The 22,178-nt window shown below is 43.6% G+C and carries 15 protein-coding genes; 3 read left to right on the forward strand and 12 right to left on the reverse strand.

Annotated features, from left to right (window positions below):
* Positions 1–129: 129 nt before the first annotated feature.
* Genes AC3E9V_RS18775 through AC3E9V_RS18790 form a run of 4 tightly spaced genes read right to left on the reverse strand, consistent with a single transcriptional unit; the run spans position 130 to position 6,463 of the window.
* The gene (locus AC3E9V_RS18775) at positions 130–1,233 is read right to left on the reverse strand and encodes a sensor histidine kinase (protein ID WP_488749692.1); all 1,104 of its coding nucleotides are present in this window, start codon (positions 1,231–1,233) and stop codon (positions 130–132) included.
* A gap of 26 nt (positions 1,234–1,259) precedes the next feature.
* A complete protein-coding gene (locus tag AC3E9V_RS18780) occupies positions 1,260–4,064 on the reverse strand; it encodes a sensor histidine kinase, YfiR-like protein-associated (RefSeq protein WP_488749693.1) in 2,805 nt (934 codons plus the stop codon).
* Positions 4,065–4,067: 3 nt separating this feature from the next.
* Entirely contained in the window at positions 4,068–4,628 is a 561-nt protein-coding gene (locus AC3E9V_RS18785) for a TOL_0243 family YfiR-like periplasmic protein (RefSeq protein ID WP_488749694.1), read from the reverse strand.
* Positions 4,628–6,463 carry a TOL_0244 family TonB-dependent receptor gene (locus tag AC3E9V_RS18790; RefSeq protein WP_488749695.1) on the reverse strand — a complete coding sequence of 612 codons (1,836 nt, stop codon included), beginning with the start codon at positions 6,461–6,463 and terminating at the stop codon, positions 4,628–4,630. The genes AC3E9V_RS18785 and AC3E9V_RS18790 overlap by 1 nt, the downstream gene beginning before the upstream one ends.
* A 412-nt stretch (positions 6,464–6,875) precedes the next feature.
* Between AC3E9V_RS18790 and AC3E9V_RS18795 the strand changes: the two genes are divergently transcribed.
* Complete coding sequence (locus AC3E9V_RS18795; protein ID WP_488749696.1) at positions 6,876–7,574, forward strand: hypothetical protein; 699 nt, start codon at positions 6,876–6,878, stop codon at positions 7,572–7,574.
* Positions 7,575–7,699: 125 nt separating this feature from the next.
* Positions 7,700–8,974 carry an IPT/TIG domain-containing protein gene (locus tag AC3E9V_RS18800; protein WP_488749697.1) on the forward strand — a complete coding sequence of 425 codons (1,275 nt, stop codon included), beginning with the start codon at positions 7,700–7,702 and terminating at the stop codon, positions 8,972–8,974.
* A gap of 3 nt (positions 8,975–8,977) precedes the next feature.
* On the opposite strand, the gene AC3E9V_RS18805 is transcribed toward AC3E9V_RS18800, so the two are convergent.
* The gene (locus tag AC3E9V_RS18805) at positions 8,978–11,992 is read right to left on the reverse strand and encodes a glycosyltransferase family 117 protein (RefSeq protein WP_488749698.1); all 3,015 of its coding nucleotides are present in this window, start codon (positions 11,990–11,992) and stop codon (positions 8,978–8,980) included.
* 187 nt (positions 11,993–12,179) lie between these two features.
* Between AC3E9V_RS18805 and AC3E9V_RS18810 the strand changes: the two genes are divergently transcribed.
* The gene (locus AC3E9V_RS18810) at positions 12,180–13,028 is read left to right on the forward strand and encodes a winged helix-turn-helix domain-containing protein (protein WP_488749699.1); all 849 of its coding nucleotides are present in this window, start codon (positions 12,180–12,182) and stop codon (positions 13,026–13,028) included.
* Between the two features lie 17 nt (positions 13,029–13,045).
* Here AC3E9V_RS18810 and AC3E9V_RS18815 read toward each other — a convergent pair whose 3' ends face one another.
* The 7 genes from AC3E9V_RS18815 to AC3E9V_RS18845 all read right to left on the reverse strand — a co-directional run bounded on the left by AC3E9V_RS18815 (position 13,046) and on the right by AC3E9V_RS18845 (position 22,175).
* Entirely contained in the window at positions 13,046–13,378 is a 333-nt protein-coding gene (locus tag AC3E9V_RS18815) for a hypothetical protein (protein WP_488749700.1), read from the reverse strand.
* A gap of 234 nt (positions 13,379–13,612) precedes the next feature.
* The gene (locus AC3E9V_RS18820; RefSeq protein WP_488749701.1) at positions 13,613–15,154 is read right to left on the reverse strand and encodes a 3-keto-disaccharide hydrolase; all 1,542 of its coding nucleotides are present in this window, start codon (positions 15,152–15,154) and stop codon (positions 13,613–13,615) included.
* A gap of 207 nt (positions 15,155–15,361) precedes the next feature.
* Complete coding sequence (locus AC3E9V_RS18825; protein ID WP_488749702.1) at positions 15,362–16,687, reverse strand: glycoside hydrolase family 11 protein; 1,326 nt, start codon at positions 16,685–16,687, stop codon at positions 15,362–15,364.
* A 220-nt stretch (positions 16,688–16,907) separates the two neighbouring features.
* The gene (locus tag AC3E9V_RS18830) at positions 16,908–17,873 is read right to left on the reverse strand and encodes a response regulator transcription factor (RefSeq protein WP_488749703.1); all 966 of its coding nucleotides are present in this window, start codon (positions 17,871–17,873) and stop codon (positions 16,908–16,910) included.
* 292 nt (positions 17,874–18,165) lie between these two features.
* Positions 18,166–18,324, reverse strand: a complete 159-nt coding sequence (locus AC3E9V_RS18835; RefSeq protein WP_488749704.1) for a hypothetical protein — start codon at positions 18,322–18,324, stop codon at positions 18,166–18,168.
* A gap of 177 nt (positions 18,325–18,501) precedes the next feature.
* On the reverse strand, positions 18,502–19,656 hold the full coding sequence (locus tag AC3E9V_RS18840) for a PAS domain-containing sensor histidine kinase (RefSeq protein ID WP_488749705.1): 1,155 nt from the start codon (positions 19,654–19,656) through the stop codon (positions 18,502–18,504).
* 113 nt (positions 19,657–19,769) lie between these two features.
* Positions 19,770–22,175: an FtsX-like permease family protein gene (locus tag AC3E9V_RS18845; protein ID WP_488749706.1), complete on the reverse strand. Its 2,406-nt coding sequence runs from the start codon at positions 22,173–22,175 to the stop codon at positions 19,770–19,772.
* Positions 22,176–22,178: the final 3 nt, after the last annotated feature.

The raw sequence follows: 22,178 nt of genomic DNA on the forward strand, positions 1-22,178 counted from the left end.
CGAAAGTGGCCTGCCTGCAGTAGCTTTCGGCAGAGGCAGGCTACTGCAGGCATGTTGGAGTGCTTTTGTGAGGTGTGATTATACCCCATCAAAAAGCTCAGGCACCACTCTTTGATCCGTATCTAGTCTCTAGGCTTTTGCTTTGGGCAGCGAAAAATAAAAAGTAGCTCCTTCGCCTTTTACTCCCTCAGCCCAGACATTGCCGTCATGTTTTGTAATAATTCGTTTTACAATAGCCAGACCAATGCCTGTCCCCTGAAACTCAGTATCAGAGTGTAACCTTTGAAAAGGCTCAAAAAGCTTTCCGTTCCCAGCTTTATCAAAACCATTTCCATTGTCCTGAACCCAAAAGATCAATTCCTCAGGGGTTTCCCTGTACCGGATATTAATTTCAGGGTTTGCCTTTTTAGATGAGTACTTTATGCCATTGGATATTAAATTTATGAATACCTGGGTGAGTAACTTTTCATCACCGTAAGCCGAAGGTAGTTCACCCACATTTAAAGTAGCCTGCTGATTTTCAATATGCAGTTGATCAATAACCCTGCAAGCTATCTCTTTCATATTCACCCTGGTTTTATCCAGCTTACTTCTTCCCGCCCGGGCAAAATCAAGGAGATTATCAATCAATTCCTCCATGTACTCTACATTATCAATGATGCCGGTAAGCAGCTTTTGGGCTCCCGTGGATGATTCCGGCTGATCTTTAATCGTTTTGGCGAAATTTTTCACGAAACCAAGGGGTGCCCTGAGGTCATGAGATACTGATGATGAAAAAGCCTCCAGATCTTTATTGATGGTCTCCAGCTCTTCCGTTCGTTTAAGGAGGTTTCTGGTAAGTTCTTCGTTTTCAATTCTTAATCGCCTGATTGCCATAGCCCGGGACAATACGGGAAGGATAGTTCTTAGCTTAAAGGGCTTAAGAATAAAGTCAATGGCCCCGGTCTTCATAGCTTCGACAGCCCGGTCAACTGTCGCCTGTCCGGTCATTATGATACCTACCAGGTTTTTGTCAACCTTTAAGGCCTCCTGTAGCAAGGTGATGCCATCCATTTCAGGCATCATAAGGTCAGTAATAAGGAGATCATACTCATTTTCTCTAATCCCTTCCAGAGCTTTCTTTCCTGAACTATACCCAACAGCCTCATATCCCTGATCCTGCAGCGTATCATGAATTGCTGTCAACAACGTGGGTTCATCGTCCACAATGATAATCCTTCCTGTTTGATCCATAACTGATGCTGGTTGAATTACTGAATTCAATGGTCTTCTTTAGTAAATTTTATCAAGACTTTCCTCAGCTCTGTTAGCTTCGGCGGCTTGCTCATGACATGGTCCACACCTTCTGGCGTTTCCTCATCCTCGTTGATACGCTGACCCCAGCCCGTTAACATGATAACCGGGACCGTAGGAGAAAGACCTTTAATAGAACCTGCTACTTTTCGGCCATCTACATAAGGCATACCCAGATCTGTAAATACACAGTGAAATGGACGACCGGCCTCAAATTCCTTCGTAAAAAGATCTATTCCCACCTGTCCACCATTTGCGGCGGTAACCACATGCCCGTCTACTTCCAAAATATCCGACATAGACCTCAGGATACGGGAATCATCGTCAATTACCAGGATCCGCTTACGCTTTGGAACCATAGACCTGGTAATTGGGGTTAGTACTTCATCTTCATTATGAATACCCAGAGGCAACTTTATACTAATGGTGGTACCCTTACCCAATTCACTTTGTATATCAATATCTCCCTGGTGACGCTTCACAATGCCATAGACCATTGCAAGCCCCAAACCAGTCCCTTGCTCTCCCTTGGTGGAAAAGAATGGCTCAAAGCATTTGGATTGGGTTTCCTCGTCCATTCCTGCTCCGGTATCTGATATCTCCATCAAAGCATACCTGGTTTGCTCCGTCCCATTTTCACCGGCCCTTTCTGCCACTTTGGTTGTCAGGGTCAATGTCCCGCCTTCTCCCATAGCATCTATCCCATTAAAAATCAGGTTGGTCAGTGCTTCTCTGATCTCACTCTCTACCCCCATCACAAAGGGAATGTCAGGCATCAAATGCTTTTCAATATTGATGACTACACCCCTTTCCTGAGGCAAATTATACCATTTAGCCCTGGTGAGTTCGATCACCTGATCAATCATATGATTAAGGTTCAGGCTGGTAAGTGTTAGCTGAGGCTCTCGTTTGCGGTAGAACTCACGCATCCTGCTTACTGTGCTAGCCACGTCATCCATGGCCTGCTCTATTATCTCAAGATACCTTCTTCCTTTTTCGCTCAGATTTTTTTCAGTTTCCAGGAGAGATTCCGTGTAAAGAGAAATAGGTGAAATCGCATTGTTTATATCATGAGCTATGCCGCTTGACATCTGACCAAGCGCACGAAGACGCTCCTGCTGCAACACAGTTTGCTGGGTTTGTTTGAGCTCCTCATAAGCCTTATGCAGGGCCTCATGAAGCTGAGCCTGATTAGATGCAAGGGCCACATGGTCACTGAGCTGTACCAAAAACTCACACTCCCCACTGCTGAATCCTTCCGCCTTTTTGCGTGCAGCAATCAGGATTCCAAAGACCGAACTTTCCAGAGTCAGGGGTGTAATCACCACAGACCTTAACCCGATCTCTGCCAGCTGTTTGAAGAAGGGGAGATCTAATGTGGTAATGTCCGGTTCATACAGCTGCTTCCCCTTAAGGCTCCTCATCAAATTGTTTTCCTGCAGGTCAACCCGAATTTGGGTGGTCTTGTGGTCATCACCCAAAGCCTGACCTTTTACGCCCGCACACTTGACTTCCAGCTGGTAATTTTCCGAATGTTCCCCAACACAGGCCAGATCTACTGGCATCTGATCTTCCAACTGCTGAATAACCACCTGAAAGATGCTGTCTATATCCAAGCGCTCTCCTATAGCCCTGGTTATATGATTTAGCAGGTTGAGCCGGGCTAACTGAGCTTGTATTTTCCACTCAGACTGCCTTCTTTCAGTAATGTCCGTGACAAAACCACAGAAGCTGTCAGTTCCATTTACCTTAATAGTGCTCACGGAAAACTCAACGGGAAATTCAGTCTTATCACGCCTTATGGCGCTTAATTCATTGAGCTTGTTTAAAATTGAACTTTTACGGGTAGACAAGTAACGCTCCAATCCACTCTGGTGCTTGTCCCTGTATCGTTCGGGGATGACTGTCGTGGCAAGCTCTTTGCCTAAAATTTCCTCTTTTTTCCATCCAAACATCTTTTCAGCCATCTTGTTCCACTCAATAATTTTACCTTCCTGGTCCATCAATATTACAGATGTCAGAGATGAATTGAGTACTGCCGTTAAGCGAGCCTCGTTTTCACGAATGGCCTGGTTTTGATTTTGAATTTCGGTGAGCATTTGGTTGAAGGCGTCCGTGAGCATGCCCAGCTCATCATTTCCCTGTTTAGTCGCTCTTACTGAATAATCCCTATCCCTGGAAATAGCTGTGGCTGTCCCGGCCAGCAACAGGATAGGTTTCGAAACCTGTTGCTGTAACCAATTGGAAAGGAAATAAGCTAGCAAGAAAGAGACAATCATGATAATCAATGACACTACACCGAAAGATTGAAGGCGTTTCATCATGGCCACACTCATATCAGATTTTATGTAAAGTGTCCCTAGTCGCCTGTCTCCCTGCATGACTGGTTGAATCCCGATCAGGTAAGGGCCCTGTGAGCTAAAGCTTTCTGTATGGTCAAGACTGGAGATGTCAATGGAGTCATCTCCTACGGCATACCGACTGAAGAGCCCCCCTTCTATGTCGTACAGGCTTGCGGCCTTTATCCGTTCTTCCGATGTTAAGGCCGAAAGTATTTCTGTTGCCTCATCTTTACTGTTAAATGCTAAGGCAGCCGTACTGTTTGATGAAACTATTTTAGCAATGGCCGCCAGTTGTTGGATGCTTGTGTTACGGTATGTAATGAGGTCAAAAACAATGGATGAAATTCCCGACACTACCAGGATAATTGCAGAGGTCATCAGGATGACCCGTGTCAGTTTTTGTTTTATTGGTATGTCTCTGAATTTCATAGCTTAACTTTCTTTGGTAGAGACAATTTTTGACAACCGTAGCAACTTCGAGCTTATATCCAGTCCGGCAGCTTTGGCGGATTCCAGGTTAATGAGTAACTGTATTTTATCGTCTTTTGTGGTGAAATTGACTATGCCTCCCAACCTGGCAAAATCATTGGTATCCCCAACCGTAAGTATGTGATTTCCATTCAACTTATCGAGAGTTTCAGGAATTTTACTCTTTTCTGACGGAGAAATGAAAAGCAGGTGACATGCCTTGATTTCTTCGATACTTTTGTACCTCTCCGTCACTATAGGGCGCCCTTTGATCATCTCCCCGAGTACAGTTTTGTCAAGTACAGCACCGAAGGGATCATCCCCCAATACCCCAATTACAAATGGAGAACTATTATCGTCGAATGTTTCGGGAGGCCATTCTACAAACTGAATGAAATTGAAAAGGAAGACGGCCTTCACCTGGTATTCCCTGGACCCTGTAGTCTGGGCCATGGTAGAAAAACCTGTTGCCAAAATAATAACAGCAATGAAGAAGGCACCTGTGATTCTTTTAGTAAAGCGCATTATATATCGTTTAGTCTCCATTCTATCGTAACATATGCATTTCGAGGTATCTGCAAAGTCGCAAACTCAATATGCTGCGACTGCCATAAGTTCTGACCAACAACAGAGAACTTAAAATCCTTAAAGGACCATGCGATATGGGTATCAAACGTGAAGTATGCCGGCACACCTTGAAGAGTACTTGTGGCTTGAAGTTCTCCAACATAGCGACCTACCAGATCAAACTGAATGTTTTTAGGGAGATTGAGAATGGAGTGGACCAAAACCTGATTTTTTGGATCAATGGCTTCTATTTCATCACTTATTTCAGAAACAGACGATGAAACAGAAGTAATCCGTTTATCATGAAAGGTATAACCACCTTTCAACCTCCAGTTATCTGAAACCCGATAATTTACCAGGGCTTCTATGCCCCATGATCTGGCTCGCTGATCATTTGCGAAAATAAAATTAGGCGGTGGGCTCTCAACTGTATTGACACTTCTTAAATCATTATACTGATTAAAATATCCCGATAAGGATACAAACAAGCCCCCCTGGGTATTTAGGCGGTATCCGAGTTCATAGGCATTGACTTTCTCTGAGGTGAAGTTTGTACCTGGTGCTGATTCCAGGTCTACGTCAAATCGTGTGGGGGATCGAACAGCACGAGAGTACGCTCCCCAGATCATATTATTCTCAGTTAAACTCCAGCTAACCCGACCACTTGGCAGGACTTGTAACCCAACATAAACATTATGTTCAAACTTTACCCCAGCAATTAGCTTCAGCGCTTCATCAAATAGAATGAACCGATCCTGGACGAACCCACTGTATATCGGCATCTTTCGGGTAAGGGGAGAAAAGGTCTGGTTGGTCTGGTCATTGCTCAATCTGTACCCTATACCATAGATGAGCTGCTGCTTATCCCCTACTGAAATATTATGCTGAATATCAATATCATAGGTAGTAAGTTCATCTTTGAAATTACTGGAAAGTATGTGTCTCCATGTTCGGTCAAAATAGGCTCTAACCTGCAGGTTAGAGCCTTCGGATAAGGCATGTGACCAGGTTCCAAGTACATTCTGACCGTTCAGCCGAGAAGTTGTCGAATCACCTTCTTTTACCTTATAAAGGTCTCCCTGAACTGTTAATTTGTCTTTATCGGAAGGGAGATAATCCATTCTAAACCCACCCTGGGTCATTCCCCATTGATCATTAAAGCTTGTACTGTCTTTGAACCCTGTATGCCCCTGATCAAAATGCTGGGCATATCCCCTTAAAAAGAGTTTATCTCCCAAATTGCCCCCATATCTTACCGCTTCTTGATTTTTCAAAAAGGTCCCTACGGTTCCTGCTACGTAAAGTCCCTGGGTTTCAGATACTTTTTTAGTGATAATATTAATAACCCCATTCACTGCATTTGCTCCCCAAAGCGTTCCGCCTGGCCCGCTTATCACTTCGATCCGGTCAATGTCTTCCAGCAATACATGTTGGGCATCCCAGAATACACCTCCGTAGAGAGGCGTGTATACCGTACGTCCGTCAATCATCACAAGAAGCTTATTCGCCAGACTACCTGTTGAGATTGGTGATCCATTGAAACCTCTTGAGGTGATAGCCCAACCGTGCGAAGTGACACGAGCCACCTGCAGGTTTGGAGCGAGTCTGAGCACCTCTGCAAGAGAAGTAGCACCGGACCTCTCAATGTCTTCGGAGGTAATTACCTGAATGGCAGAGGCAGTTTTGGTCAGTTGCTCAGGCTTTTTGGATACCAGTGTCACCTTAACTTCCAGGAGTTGCTCAAGACTAAGCTCTTTCAGCTTGCTTACATCCTCTTGAGCAAAAAGTGCCACTAATGGCAAACTGCTAAGTAAGATAAATAGAAAAAAATTGCTGGAAAATCTAAAAAATCGGGAAAGTAGGTTTTCGGATAAGATCATCTGGCTGGTTGTTTGGTGATTACACTTAACTACTTTAACCTAAGTTACGTAATTTTAAGATTAATTCTTACAGATAGGTGAGACTTTATCAGATATTTTAAAACAATTCCAATAAAAACTATTATACTATTCCGGTTAGTAAATAGAAACATGAGCCCTCTCTTTGTATCGAATTCTAAGTGGCAAAATGTTCATTACATACCCGGCATCCTTTTCTTTAGGATAGTTTATGCAGGGTAGGGTTGATTCCCTTTTAGCCTTTAAGTATATAAATTAGCAGAGCAACTGAAGAACTATGCATCGATATTTTTTACCGACCTTATTGATGAGCTATTGGTCCTGTGTGCTTGCGCAGGACAATCCGCTGGAGACGGAAAAGTGGAAAACATTTTTTGCTGAAAAAGCCTACGAGAAAAAAGCGCTTGAGATCAATGATGGTACTTTCTGGAAAGTTTCAGATAGCTATGTGAAATATACGGATTACCCACTGCTGATCATCTATGGGGACGGAACCGCTAAAGAGATCACCCTGCAATATGAAGGGCTTCAATCGCTCATAGATAAGAAAACGACACTCCTCACCGGTGACTTTGAACGCTTTGGTAAAGAAGACATTGCCTATATGGTTTTTGAAGGTTTTTTGCTGAAAAACCCGATGATTGGAAATGCGGTCGCTGGTGATTTTATCATCGTTTACAAGAAAGGACCTCTTAGCCTGTATCGCGAGTATTTTACCTCCCCCATCGAGCGGGATAACATTGAGTCAGCATTAACGCCTTACTATATGAGTGAACCTGTGGAAAATTTCCATCTGGGGAGTTTTGCAGGTAAAGCTTCCAGGCTGGTAAAAGACTATACTAACCTATCCAGAAAGATAAAAAAGCGCATACCAGGCTACACGGACGTCAAGGAGGAGTATTTCATTGGGATCGCTACGGAATACAATGAATGGGTAAAGGAAAACTACCCCTATCGCTATGCGGACCATACGGCTATGTTTTGGGAAACGCCTGACTATTATTGATGTTTGGCGTGGGGTGATAGAAATTGTTAGTTCCTCAATGACTTACCACTAAAAACATGTCATAAGGACCATCAACGGATAGTTTTTTTCTAAATTGATGAGCCGAACTTTTAACTTATTAGGTATTGAGAATTTTAGTCATACTCCTTTTCATAACCTGTACCTTTTCAATTAGTTGTAAGGACGAAAGCCCAGTTCCTGTTATCCGTTCCTTTGAACCAAGAGTTGGAGAAGCAGGTGATACGATCATAATTTACGGGTCAGGCTTAACTGACAGGTTAACTATAAAGTTCAATAACATAGAAGCAAAAATTGTAGCAGATAGTAAAAATAGCATCTCAGTAATCGTACCTGAAATGGCAACCACAGGTCCACTAACACTTTTTGCTGAGGATATTATTAACCTTGGTTATTTTGAAGTGATCAGGATTTACAATGGACCTACAGCCCTTGAGAGTCAAAAGGAAATAGACAACCTTTCCGGACAGCATTATACTCACTATCCTTCCGGATTATACATTAGCGGCCAATCCGTCAATTCCCTTAAGCCTCTATTAGGGGCAAAAGATTTTTACGATCTTGGAATATATAATGCACCGAATTTATTAACTCTCGATGGCCTTGATAGCCTGAAAATCATTGAAAATGAGTTTTACATCATAGCAAACTCATCTCTTTCCTCAATTGAAGCAATTGAAAACCTAACATCAGTTGGAGACCTCTTTCTCCATGAAAACGAAGCCTTAAAGAGCCTGGAAGGACTGAACTCACTGGAAGAAGTAAAAGATGATTTTTTCATAGATGGCAACCATAGTCTCAAGGACCTTAATGGACTCAATAGCTTAGGAATATTAAGGGATACAGCCATAATCTATGGAAACAGTAACCTAATTAGCCTGGATGGCCTGGAGAGCTTAAAGTCAGTAGCACGATTCTCCGTAGCTTTAAATTTCAACCTTCAAAATATAGACGCATTAAGCGGTCTGGAAACTATTGAAAAGCTGCTATCTCTGGAAGGCAGTTCCTCAATCGCAAATATCAATGCCTTAAGTCATTTAAAAAATATTAATGGAGTCTTAAATATCTACGATCTTGATTTACTAACAAACATTGATGGCCTATCTAATCTCGAATCTGTGGGTGGACTCCATCTAACTAATAATGCTCTCACAAATCTTGATGGACTGCACTCTCTAAGACAGGCAGGAATTGGTGTTTTCATCAAGGAAAATGAAAGCCTAATTGATTTTTGTGGCTTAGAAAGTTTATTGGAAAATGTAGATTTTACTGGTGAGTTTGAGGTTGAAGGCAATGCATATAACCCTGCAAAACAAGAAATTATTGATGGTAATTGTAGACTTGACAAAGAGGCATCCCCTATCGTCAAGTTATTGTATTGATACTCAGTCCCTCAACTTAGCCACCAAAGCCTTATACTTTTTAAAGTAATCAGGATTCTTAAGCATCCTTGATGCTTCCTGCAACACCACCAAGTCGTTTCTTGATGGAATTTCTCCATCGATCAACTGATTATTAATCTTGTTATAAAAAAACTGAAAACCCCGATTTACTAACTTTTCCGACTCTTCAGCTCTATCCAGGGTATCCAAAAAACCGCTTAATTGAAGGTCAGCATACGATGGTTCCAGATGGTCAAAATATAGGTTATCATAAGCAAAAAGCGCTATTTCATTAGCTCGTTCCATATCCCCTGCTCGCATGAAATTGTTTATCAAACTATTAAAAGTAAATCTGAGCGGAGTGATCATTCTTGCCTGGTAATCTTCATGATTAAAATAAATGTCCGGGTTGCCCAGGTTTGTATAATCAGCATTTAGCACCAGATTTTCATACGATTTTTCAAGATTGATTTGTGGTTCATTGCCAGGTTTCCTTACCGAGGTTAATTTATAAACCAGGCCCTCCTGGCTCAGGTAAGGTTTTAAATTCATATTGAGGCTGTTCAGCGAAGTGAAATTGAAATACATCGGTCTTTCCCAGTCATTGGAGTACAGTAAATCAAGGATGGCCAGCTCACTCTTTGGCAAATAGGACCCATCCACTTTAACCTGCATCCTCCCTTTCGTCGTAGCGAGACTTATTTGCCTGGAGGGTAAAAAATAGTACTCACTACCGGAGGGGCTCTTCAAAAGCAATTGCGGGTTTCGGGCTTTCAAAGCATTGATATACTTGCTCCAGGAGATGGGAGCCTGGAACGTTTCCCGAATGTAAAGGGGATCGTAGGGACCATATTGATTCTCTCCGGATTTTAGGGTTAAGTGAAACGGGGGAGAATTGTAATATGGACGACTGAGCTGATTGATGTACCAGTCCGCATTGAAATAGCTTAAAACCTTTACCCGCACATCCGTCCGGTATCCCTCTACCTCCTGCAGGTACCATAATGGAAATGTATCATTGTCTCCACCGGTGAACAGAATGGCTCCCTTTTCACAGCTGCCAAGTACATTTCTGGCATGATCGATCTGAAAAGTCCTCTCCGATCGGTCATGATCATCCAGGTTCTGATAAAACATCCAGGCAGGTATACATAGGGCTACCAAACCTGAGATGTAAGGGAGTTTCCCGGTTCGGGTAAGCTGGGCAATACTCATCATCCCCAACCCTATCCAGATACTAAATGCCGTATAAGAGCCCACATAGATATAATCCCTTTCTCTTGGCTCATTCGGGGTGCCGTTCAGGTAAATAACCAACAGGACCCCCGTGATAAGAAAGAATGACAAGTTAGCCACGAAACCCTTCCGGTCCCGTTTAGATTGTATGATCATGCCTAAAAGCCCCAGCAACAAAGGGATCATATAATATTGATTATTGGCTTTGTTATAACCAATGGATGTTCTAACCAAAGAACCTTGCCATGGAGCCAGCCAGCTGGCATGTTGCACATCACTGGCCCTGCCTGCAAAATTCCACATGAGGTATCGACCGTACATATGTCCCAGCTGATACTTCAGCATAAAGCGTAAATTATCTGAAAATCGAGGCTTCTCACCAGCTGCCAAACCTGTCCACTGGCGATAGGTATCTACATGAGACGGGTCATTACTGTAAATTCTGGGGAGAATGGTCATCCTGTCTTCCTGATAATGGTATTCGGGAATCTCTCCCACAGACTTGTAATGACCTTCTTCTACCACGTATGATTCCGCTTTGGTGGACACGTTATCAATTTTCGCATCAAAGTAAGGCCCGTATAGTAAAGGCCGCCCAGGATAGGATTCCCGGTTCATGTATGGTTTGATCTTTGCGAGATTACCCGGGCTAAACTCATTGATGGGCGGAAGCCTGGATGACCGGATAAAGAGCATTAGGTAAGGAGAGAACCCGGCAATGATCAAAACGACAGAAGCCAATATCAACCCGGATCTTTGATACTTAACCCGGATAAGGAAAATTATTCCCAGCAAAAGGAATAACAAAACAAATACTCCGGAGTAAAAAGGGAAAGACCATTGATTGACCAAAAACAGATCTATCTGAAAGGCCCACTCAAAGAGGTCAACAGCTACAATTTTGCTGATAAACAAAATGTAAATAATACCCAGACCAAAAGACATGGCCATTTGCTTCCATGTTCCATCATGTGTTTTAGATCTCCTGATTAAAAAGCATACAGGAAGAATTAGGATGCACATCGGGTGGATGCAATAGGACAACCCGGTCAGATAAGAGAGAAGCAGAATCCTGCGATTTCGCTCTTTTCCATCCAGGTTACCTCCCTGGATGGAAAGCCATATCAGAAATACCATAAAGAAGACAGATGGCCCGTAGGTTTCCGCTTCAACGGCCGAAAACCAGAATGAATCCGAAAAAGCCAGACACAGCGCTCCTCCAAGACTTCCAATAAATAATGCCCATCTGGAGGAGAAAAATGTGCTTCCAAAATACCAGGTAATCAAAAAGGTAAAACTTACTGCCAGCGCCGAAAAAAATGCCGACATGAGATTGAGAAACCATGCAACCTGGCCCACATCACCCAGAGCCAACATGGAAAATAACCGACCGATCAATAGCGTAAGTGGCGTCCCCGGTGTATGTGGTACCTGCAGCTTATAAGCAGCGGCAATGGTCTCAGAACAATCCCACAGGGAAGCTGTAGGCTCCAAAGTGAGCAGGTAGGTGACAAAGGGAGTTACAAAGGAGATGAAAAAACCGGCTGCTTTAACAGGTTCCCTCTTAATGTATGTTATCCATACACGCAGGGAATTGAAACCAGCAAGCGCAATCATGGGAAGTATAATTCCGATAATGAGCAAAAGTGGCCCAACCCATAAAGTAAGCACCCCCAACCCGTAGGCAGAGGGATCCATTGCCATTAGCAGAAAGGCCGTAAGCTGAAGGGCGATAGCAACAATAAAATAAAGCGAGCTTCTGTCGAACGAGTATAATTTCATCCGGCAATCATAGCGAGCGGACTAAAAAATGATGGTTAAGCAGTGTAAAGAAGTGTTAAATCCATGTTAAAAAGGCCCTGAGTCTTTCATCTAATAAATGATAAAGTTATTTTTATCAAACTCAAACTCCACTATGATCATTCAATTGTAACTTGATAAAGGATTAAACGACGTAAACAAAAATCCTGTGAAAAAACTAATTATCTATGGAAGCATCGTTTTAGGTTTTCTGGTATGTATCCAGATGTATTGGTTTTCCAGAGCTTTTGATGCCAATGCCACACAGTTTGATCATACGGTATCCGTAGCCCTCTATACGGTAGCTGATACCATGTCAGAAAACGCAAGCGTTGAGAAAAGATCCTCCAATTATTTTTATGTAACAACCAAAAGCCCTGTCTCCAGTCAAAAGATTGACACGATGATACGAAAAGAATTTTCGGCAAGAAACCTCAAGCTGGATTATGAAATAGGCGTTTACAATGCAGAAGATGATTCTTTAGTTCATGGCAACTACGTGAAGTCTACAGTTCCTCCAACTTCTGCAGATAATTACAAAGGACCAGACGGGATCGATAAAAATTTCGCCGTGCTGTTTCCCTCACGGAAAAGCTATTTGCTAAGCAAAATGGACCTCTGGATCTTTGCTCCAATTGCACTGATCCTCTTATCCTGGGCGTATTTCCATTCAGTTACTTTCGTAAAAAATTGGCCCAATCAATTGTTCCACAAAAAGAATCAAATCCGACTTGGAAACTCCTGCCTGGACTTCCATACCCAATATCTTGTAGTCAATAACCTCAACTATCGACTGACCTATAAGGAAAACAAGATCCTCAAACTTTTTTTTGAAAACCCCAATCAGGTTATCGAACGTGAAGTCTTCCTGGAACGAATATGGGAGCAGGATGGCTTTTTTGCAGCACGCAGTATGGACGTTTTCATATCCAAAGTCAGGAAATACCTAAGCATGGATGAAACGATTAAGATCGAAAACCTTCGGTCTATCGGTTATCGGTTACTTGTTTCTAAGTAAAGTGACAAATGTCCTGTCTATTGGTTCACATACCTGAAAAGATAAGCAAGTGCCAGGCTCAACAACCCAAGTGTTGGGAAGGCAAATGCATCCCGCATAGAACCGGCAACTAACCCGGGACTTATATCGCCGACCTCATGTATGGCATCAAAAACCTCCCGATAGTTCTGAATATAAGCGATGATGCTGATGACCAAAGCTGAAGCCCCAAGTGGTACCAGGGTCTTGCCTGCTGAGATTTTATGAACTTTTACCTGGTAAGTCTGCCAACCTCCCCTAATGAGGATATAGAACAAAAACAAATAAAGGATGGTTGGAAAACCGAAATCAAATAAAGAAGGTAGTATCATGATGGCAAGATAGGAGTTTTAACGTTTTTTCAGGGTGTTTTCTTAAGTACTAAACATTATCCGCCATTGTATTTCCACCTCGCACCGATCATCCGGATCTTTCAGTTTAGGAAGTATTCCGGAATAAAGCCCCACTCCCTCTATGATCTGTTTTTATGGAATTGGGGCTGTAAGCCGACCGAATCCCTTCGAAAGGAGTCACCGCCCCAAAAATCGATGGTTCCTATTTACTATCTAAAATTCCCTGATCTCTACATTTCTGTAATAGAGCTCAGCATATTCAGACTGCAACAGTATCCTTCCTTTTCTCAGGCTGGAATTGGTCCCATAGTTGACCACCACTCCATTGACGATATGCACACAAGTACCATTAAAGGTGATCACTTCTACGGTATTCCACTCCCCGTTTGGAAGCTCATTGTCCTTTGATTTTACCATCCTGGAATGGAGAAGAGGTGGGTTTTGTTTACCATCTACTTCTATAGTGCTGTAACCCAGCAGCCAGAAATCCCCTACATCACCCTCCTGGATCTGACATTCTACAGATTGCGGCCATATTTTGTCGTCTTCATCTTCCGGGATGTGATAACAGATCCCACTGTCTCTTTTGGCCTGGTCTCGCGGGGGCCACTTTTTCTCACCCCACTTAAATTGAAGTTTGAAATGATAGTTGTCGTAAGAGGTCTCGGTGATAATATATCCCAGCTCCTTTCCAATATCATGAAGCACTCCATTATTTACGGTAAATATGTTTTCGGGATCATTGTTGACTCCCTTCGATTCCAGAAATACCTTCCACCCGGTAAGATCGTCTTGCCCTAGCAACGGCCTGAAAAATGAGGCAGACTCCACAGGAACGATGTTTGAGACCATAAAAACATAGTCGTTATAATCCCCATTTTGAGCCTCCTCGAAGCAAACCATATAGGTATCTTTAATAAGTGCACCATCCTGGTCTTTAGCTGGATAGATGCGCGTTGCATGAGCCACATGCTTTGGATACCGCAGATGGTTCCAATGGTCTTCAGAGAAGCTGATATGAGTAGGACTTACTACATAAAAACCAAAAGTCTGGTCTCCGGGATCAAAAGAAGTGGAGCCGGCAGTAAGTACAGGAAATAGTGTTTGTTGCTCATGGAACTTTTCACTATCGGCCAAGATACCTACCTGCTCCATCTCAGGACCTTCATCACCAATTGTATAAAAGCCAAAAGGAAGAATCCACGGTGGAGAATACCTGGCGACTGGCATGATGGTCACCTCACCTTCACCTGATCTTTTAAAAAGTCCTGACGGAATTTCTTCTCCCTGCATTTCCGGTCGGGTGTGATTAGCCAGACTACTCCAGCCGAGAGAAGTCTTCAAGTCAAGTATTTGGAATACCTCCTCAAGCGGAGCCTCGTGATCCCCCTCCAGTCCGGTCAATGCCATCCCCCGGAGCTTATAGGTATTAATCGGCTTTCCTGAAGAATTCAGTAATTTCAGGTCTGCTATAGACAACCCCCTAAATTCATTGGCTGGGCGGTATTGAAGTGTAAACGTGACTCCCTGCATCCCATCTTCTACTTTTTTGCCAAGTACCACAAAATGATCAGCATGTGGCCCTGTGATCCTGGTAGTCACCTTATCAGCATCTTTGGTGTTAACAAAAACAGAATCCATCTTACTGGTCTGGCCCTGAACAGCTGAAAAGTATCTGTGATTTTCATACCTCTGAGCAAAGAGGATATAACTGCTCAACAGGTAAAGGCAGCTAATGATATAGGTCTTTTTCATCGTTTTTCCGGGCTGAATTCCCGATTTGGTTAGGTATTGAACAACCAAAGATCCTCATTTGATCGGATTTAACCGTCATGGAGTATCCTTATCAAGATGTCAGGTTGTACTTAAGAGGTTTAAGTGTATACCTTATATATACAAAAAACCAGAGGCCGTTCAAAATGCTTTTGAGACGGCCTCTTTGTTGTATGGGTGTTAGGTTAGCTACTTAATGACCAGTTTTCTCGTGAATTGATTATTTCCGTCACTGACCTCCAGCAGGTACAGGCCGTCTGGCAGGTTAATGTCCAACTGGTGAATATCCGTTTCCCCAAACTGACTGGACTGCAGCCTTTTACCACCCAGGTCCAACACGGTGGCAGTAACTGTTCCTTTGAGACTGCCGCGGTTGATGAACAACTGTCCATCCACAATCGGGTTTGGATAAGCACTAAAGCTGACTGATTCTTCCGGGTCTTTAGAGAAAGAGGCTACCCGGCTACCGGAATTACCAAACCCGATAGAGCCATTGCAGTGGAGCCACTCGCTGTTGGATCCACCACAATCACCATCCTGCCATACTCCGGTGTTGTAACTCTGATTTTCGGCCTGTCTCCAGTCACCATCTACGGAAAGGTAATCTACCTGCACATCCCTGCCGCTGGCATCATTATCAAACTGCACAACGATGCCCCCTGATGCCGAGCTGGAAAAAGTATAGTCCGACATGCTGGAGCTAAGCGTAAAATCAGCTACTGTCTGATTATTGACCCGTACATTGACGTGCCCGGCACCATCTGTACTACGAGCTCTTAACCGGTATGGTGTGCTCCCTCCGGAGCCACCGCCTCCACCGCCGCTTCCGCCAGAGCTACCAGCATCCCAAACGGTTACATTAGAGCTCCCGCTACTTTGGTATCCCTCGGTAGCCATTACCTGGTAATTGTGATTCCCAAGGTTCCATCCCTGACTTGCCCAGGCATTCACGTGGTTTGCAAAGGTGATGTTGTTATTGCTTCCTGTTGATCGCTTGGACCTCCTGACACTCCAATACTGGTAAAATGTAGCGGTTCCCTCAATGGAAGGTTGGTTAACCCGCTGTGTTCTGTATAAGTCATAAGTACCTCCATCAGTGGTCACAGTCCCTACGGACGATGCCCCAGGCGGTCTCCAGCTACCCCAGTTGTCCACTACGTAGTACTCTACCAGTGGGCTGGTCGTCCATCCGTATAGGCACAAATAGCTATTTCCACTGGGTGAATAGTTACCTGCATTGTAGCCGATCACTCGGGTGGATGAACCGGTACTCCAGCCCTTACCGCCCACGAAATTTCCGGTATTGGACCATGAGTAACTGTAGTTACCGTCAGACCCCAGGGTCATGCAAGCTGACCCGCCTCCATCAGTCCAGTGGGTGTAGTAATAACCATCATCATTGCCGGTCTGACTGCTGCAGATCGTCTGGGCTCTAAGATTGATTGCCATTAAAAAGCAAACCAATACCATCAGCACCGGGATAAGCTTTTTACTGTTTTTGTTCTTGTTGCTCATAACAAAGTTGGTTTAGGTTAAATTTTACATTTTAACACAATCGATTGTGTTTTCTTCCTCTCAAGTTATGAAGGTCATGTTTCGAGGACTTTAGGATTTGTTTCTAATCCCTTTGATTTTGTGCGGACACTTATAAATTATCAATAAAGAGGGTCGAATAATGGTTCTATCTAAAAAGATGAATGTAATTCCGTAATTTTTTTACGAATGTATCAATGAATCAAGACTTACAGCGTTCAGAAAATGCATACTCCTTCGGTGACACTTTAAAATGCTCCTTAAACACTGTACTGAAATACGTGGGGTTATTAAACCCTGTCCGGTAAGCTATTTCACTGATACTCAGCTCGCCGCTCTTCAGATGCTCCTTTGCCCGATTGAGCCTGAAATTTCGGATCAGGTCATTGATCGAATGCGTTGAAATGGCTTTGAGTTTTTTATAGAATACGCTTCTACTCATACCAAACTCCCGGATAATGGTATTGACATTAAAACCTGGATCATTGTAGTTGGTTTTTATTAAATTCAAAACCTCTTCCATAAAGTCATTACTTGCTATGCCGGAAGGCAAATCACCCTCAAAAAGCTCTTTACTACCGATATAATGTTTTCTTATTTGCTGTCGCTGGCGAATGAGGTTCTTAATCCGCTCAATTAATAACTCCCCTACAATTGGCTTATACATACAATCATCGGCACCCTTTTGGTATCCGAGAATATGACTCTTTATACTTTCTTTGGATGTAAGCAAGACGACCGGAATATGGAATACTTGCAGGTCATTCTTAATCCTGGCACACAAATCAAAACCATTGATTTCCGGTAGTCTCACCTCACTGATAACAAGATCAGGCAACTCACTCAAAACCACATCAAAAGCTTTCAATGGATTTTTCTCCCAGATGACGTCAAACTCATCACTCAAAACCTCATGTAGATTGAAAGCATCCTGACTATTGTGAATGGTCAAAACTTTTGGTTTTGTGAGCAGCGGCCCTAAAATACCCTTCTTCCGATCCGTATTTAAAACAACCGATTGCGCTTCATGATCATAAAATTGATGCTGCTTCGTTTGAACCTGGTTTCCTTTTGAGAGATAATTTTTACTTGGATTATCCTGAACCCTTCCAAAGCCAATAAGCAGATCAGCTTTCGCCTTAAACTTGTTAACAGTCCGATGAATCAATAAGAATATCTTTAATCGCCACCGTTTTACAAAAAAATGCTTTCTTCGATGACCATGTACTATCGACTGGTAGGCACGCAGTTTGTGAGAATCATTAGCCAAGCCCTGGAAATTCATACGCTTAATCGAGCTTTAAATTTGGATTCAGTTGATACTTGGCGGTGAGTTATCAGTCGTTTAAGATACAGAAAATTATACTTACAACTGAAGGGATCGTTACTTTTTAATGATAGGATCCATTGTAGTAGAAATTATTCGATCTAAAATCCGGGTCATTAAAAGGCTTGATCCTTTAAAGAGTCGTGGCAGGAGGTAAAATCTGTTTCTCGCCTAAACCAAATTGACCACCCCTTTCCCAAATCGGTAAAATCAAACATGTGCTGCCAAAAAAGCTCAAAAGATAAATACCAATATCAAACCACTGATTATCAGTAACATTAGAATTTGACATCAACAGTTTATTTGACGGAGTGAACTTCAGTCAGGCAACTGCAGATGATGATGGGGTGATCAGGATCAATAAAGACAGCAACAGGATATCGCTGATATCATTGAGACCAATATTGAAAATGCCACTTCTTTCGGTAAGGATCACACTCATAATCAGTGAGTCACTGATTCGCTATGTCTATTTCGTTCCACGTCGGATCGAATTATTCAGGTTAGGCAACTGTACTTCAATGGTGGTGCCCTTATTTTCCTCACTTGAAAAACTTATCTCACCATCAAAGAGCTCCACATATCTTTTCACAATATTGAGTCCCAGGCCTGTACCGGGAATATCGGAAGTGTTCTTTGCTCTGAAAAATTTCTCAAACAGCCTGTTTTGCTCAGCTTTTGGTATGCCAATACCTTTATCACTGACTTTCAGGAAAAATGAATCAGGACTTACACAGGTTAGTAAATCAATAGGTTTATCTGAATATTTGATGGCGTTTGAAAGAAGGTTTACTAAAATACTGCCCAGGGTATGCCTTTCCATGGATATTTCATTAACTCCTGAATGTTCATAATTTATGTACTGCCCTGGCTTATATGTGAATTCCAGTTTTTTGAGTTGATCATTAATAAATTCCGGCAGATCAATTTTCTGGTGTCCATCCTGGTAGACAAGTCCCTGTTTAATCCGGTCGAGAGACAGGTAATCATTCAGGATCTGATGCAGATCATTGATGGAGGTTCTGATATGCCCGTGAAATTTCTTCCGCTCCGTATCCTTTGGAGGCACATTGTATTTGTCCAGGACATTCATGCTGATCTCTATGGCCGCCAGTGGGGTCTTTAATTCATGGGAGGCCGTAGTAACAAAGCGGGATTTCAACTCATTGAGCTTCTTCTCCCTTTCCAGGGAATCTGCAAGTTGCCTGGTCCGTTCATCGACCATATCTTCCAGGAGCTCATTGAACTGTCGCAGTTTGTCCTCCAGACGTTTTTGTTTGGTAATATCCATTGACATGATCAGCACCCCCTCCTGTACCGGTTGAATCCTCAATTCGAAATAACCCTTTGATTGATCGGGAAACTCAAACTCGTTGAGCAGCTGATGCGATGATCGTTCCTTCATGCATTGTTCGATCAGCTTAAACATCTCGGTCTTCTCTATTCCGGGATACTTTTCCATCATGGTTTTGCCAATCAACTCATCGATGGTGGCCTTGCCCTGTTTAGCGACAACCTTATTAACGTAATAATACCGCCATTTTGAATCAATGACCTGTATGCCTTCAAGCATATCATCAAAGACATGATAGGGGTTCTTTCCGGGTTGTTGTTGCGCCTGCATCGTGGGTAAAGGTGCTAAATAAAAATAGAAAAAAAGGCGATAATATCAAATTGCAAATACTGTGCAGATGAAGAACACCTGCAGGAGGCGGTACCTCCTGCAGGTAAATTGATCTATTCATACGCCAGAGCTTCGCGCGTAGTGATTTTGCCGGCCCACTTAGCGGGAAATAGTGTAGCCAGATAAGCACCCAGTGTCACCAAAAAAAACCACAGGACAAGCCCGGTCACCGAGATTTTCAGCGAAAGCGGGATCCCAAAGGACATATTACCCAAAAACCTCCCAAAATAACCAGAGATCAGAACAGATAATCCAAAAGCAATGAAGAGGCTGATAGCTCCTGTAATCAAACCCTCCCAAACCACAAGCTTTCTGATTTTTTGCGGTGTAGCGCCAATAGCTCTCATGACCCCTATTTCACGGGTTCTTTCCATTACATTCATACTCATGGCAGACATCAGACCAAGCGCCCCCACCAGGGCCATCAGGACTGCCATTGTAAGCAAAGCGTTGACCATCACTTCCATATGAGCTGCGATTGCGCTGTGTAAAAGCCAAACTGGAATAGTCCCGCTCACAGGTACTTTTTCCCGAAGCAGGTATTTCTCAACCAGGTGATTTTTGGACCTGGCATTTTCTTTGGATCGATCAGTATAGGCCACTCGTAGCGTGTTTACCCCATCCAAACTACGGATCTGTTTTTGCAAGGTCCCCTGGCTCACGTAAGCGGTAGCCGGAGCGCCCACATCTTCCGTAAAACCGGTCACCAGCCACTTAGTGGGTTTTCCGTCTACCGAAAGCGCTATGTTATCCCCCAGCCTTACACCGGGTACCATTCCTCTGGCCAATTGATTAAGAACTACCGCATTCGAATGATCTTCCTTAAGCCACTCGCCATCCACCACCGTAAGGTTGAGTAACTGAGTGGGTATAGGGACTGCCTGTATCGAGAAGCTTCCATGCCCTTTGTCAGGATAAGTTTGTGTAATATCAAATGAATCCTCAGTGACGAGCGAAGTAGCATACAGGTTCCATCCCTCCACACGACCCACTCCATCCAGCTGTTTCATTTTATCAATGATCGACTCGCCGGAAATACCATTTTTTAAGCGGATTTCCAGATCATACAGTCGCTGAGTATAGATCCGCCGCAAATTCTCATCCCACGCCTCAGAAACATTTAAAGCCGTCATAAACATCGATCCACCCGCAGCAAGCAACCCGAGAGTCAGAAACAATCGCTGACGCTGGCGGAATACGTTCCGAAAGGAAAGCTCAATGGTTTTATCGAAGACCTTCAGCCAGGAAAGTTTGAATACCCGGAGGTTCATGCCGCTCTTTCGGGACACACCAAAATGATCCAACGCCTGCTTTACGGAAACCCTGCTCCCCTGTACTACCGGGATAATGGTAGCTACCAGCGGAATCAAAAGGCCAGATCCCACCTGAACTAAAAGCACCCATACAGGAATGGAAGTATCCCTGATCTCCAGATTAAGTAAAGTCGCGATCTGCTGGTAAAACCCTGCAGCAGCAAGCCGACTCAGCGGCACAGAAACCATCAGAGCCACAATGCAAATTAGAAGCATCATGAAGAGATAAAGCTTTGCTACCTGAAAAGAGCGGGCGCCAACAGACTTCATAATCCCGATCTGCCGTATGTGCCCGGCCATGAGTGTGGCTATAGAAGTAGAGACGAGAACTGATCCCAAAATCAAAATCATGAAGCTGAATATGACAAAGATTGTCATTACAGTATCCATTTGACTCTGATGGGGATGCCTGCCGGTCGGGGGTACCTGGATCTCGTGAACCTGCAGCCCATTGTTAGTCAGCATGTGAGCTACTGTGGTGGCTTGCTCTTTGATAAATGGTCGCGAATACGGGCGTTCGTTAACCAATATCCGCAACTGATCAAAGCCCCGTGTTTCCCCAAGCCAGCGTAGGGTAGACAGGGTTATGTATCCGTATCCGCTTTGTTCCTGCCAGGCAGGAGCCAGACTTGGGTCATGTACTGCTCCGTCTAATTTGATAGACCTGGGGGTTCCATTAGGTGTTTTGATCAGCAACTCATCACCAATGTCGGCCTCCATTACCTCCAGAGCAGTACGCTCCACCAGCATACCAGCCTTTCCCGGTCTTTTAGCACCAGCCATGTATGCAACCTTATTTGTTCGCTTATTGCTAAAATCATCGATCACGAAAAGGAGCAAAGGACGCCACTTATCACCAACCTTCATGCGGGCATTTATGGTCGCATGCCTTTCCGCCACCCGGATCCCCGGCAACTTCTCGATTTCCTCAGTTAAATGAGATGAAAGACTATCTTCCACTTCTATAGTGGCAGAGGCCGGAACTGTACCCAGATAATTATCAGTCATCTCCCTCTTGATCACACTATACCCTCCCAGGATCGTACCAACACCAAAAACACCTAAAGCAATAGCCAGTGCCAGCATGAGGTTTTTCTTATAGCTTGATGTAAGATCCCGGATCACTTTTATATATCTGATTCTCATAGG

The sequence above is a fragment of the Marinoscillum sp. HNIBRBA16962 genome (assembly GCF_057801515.1).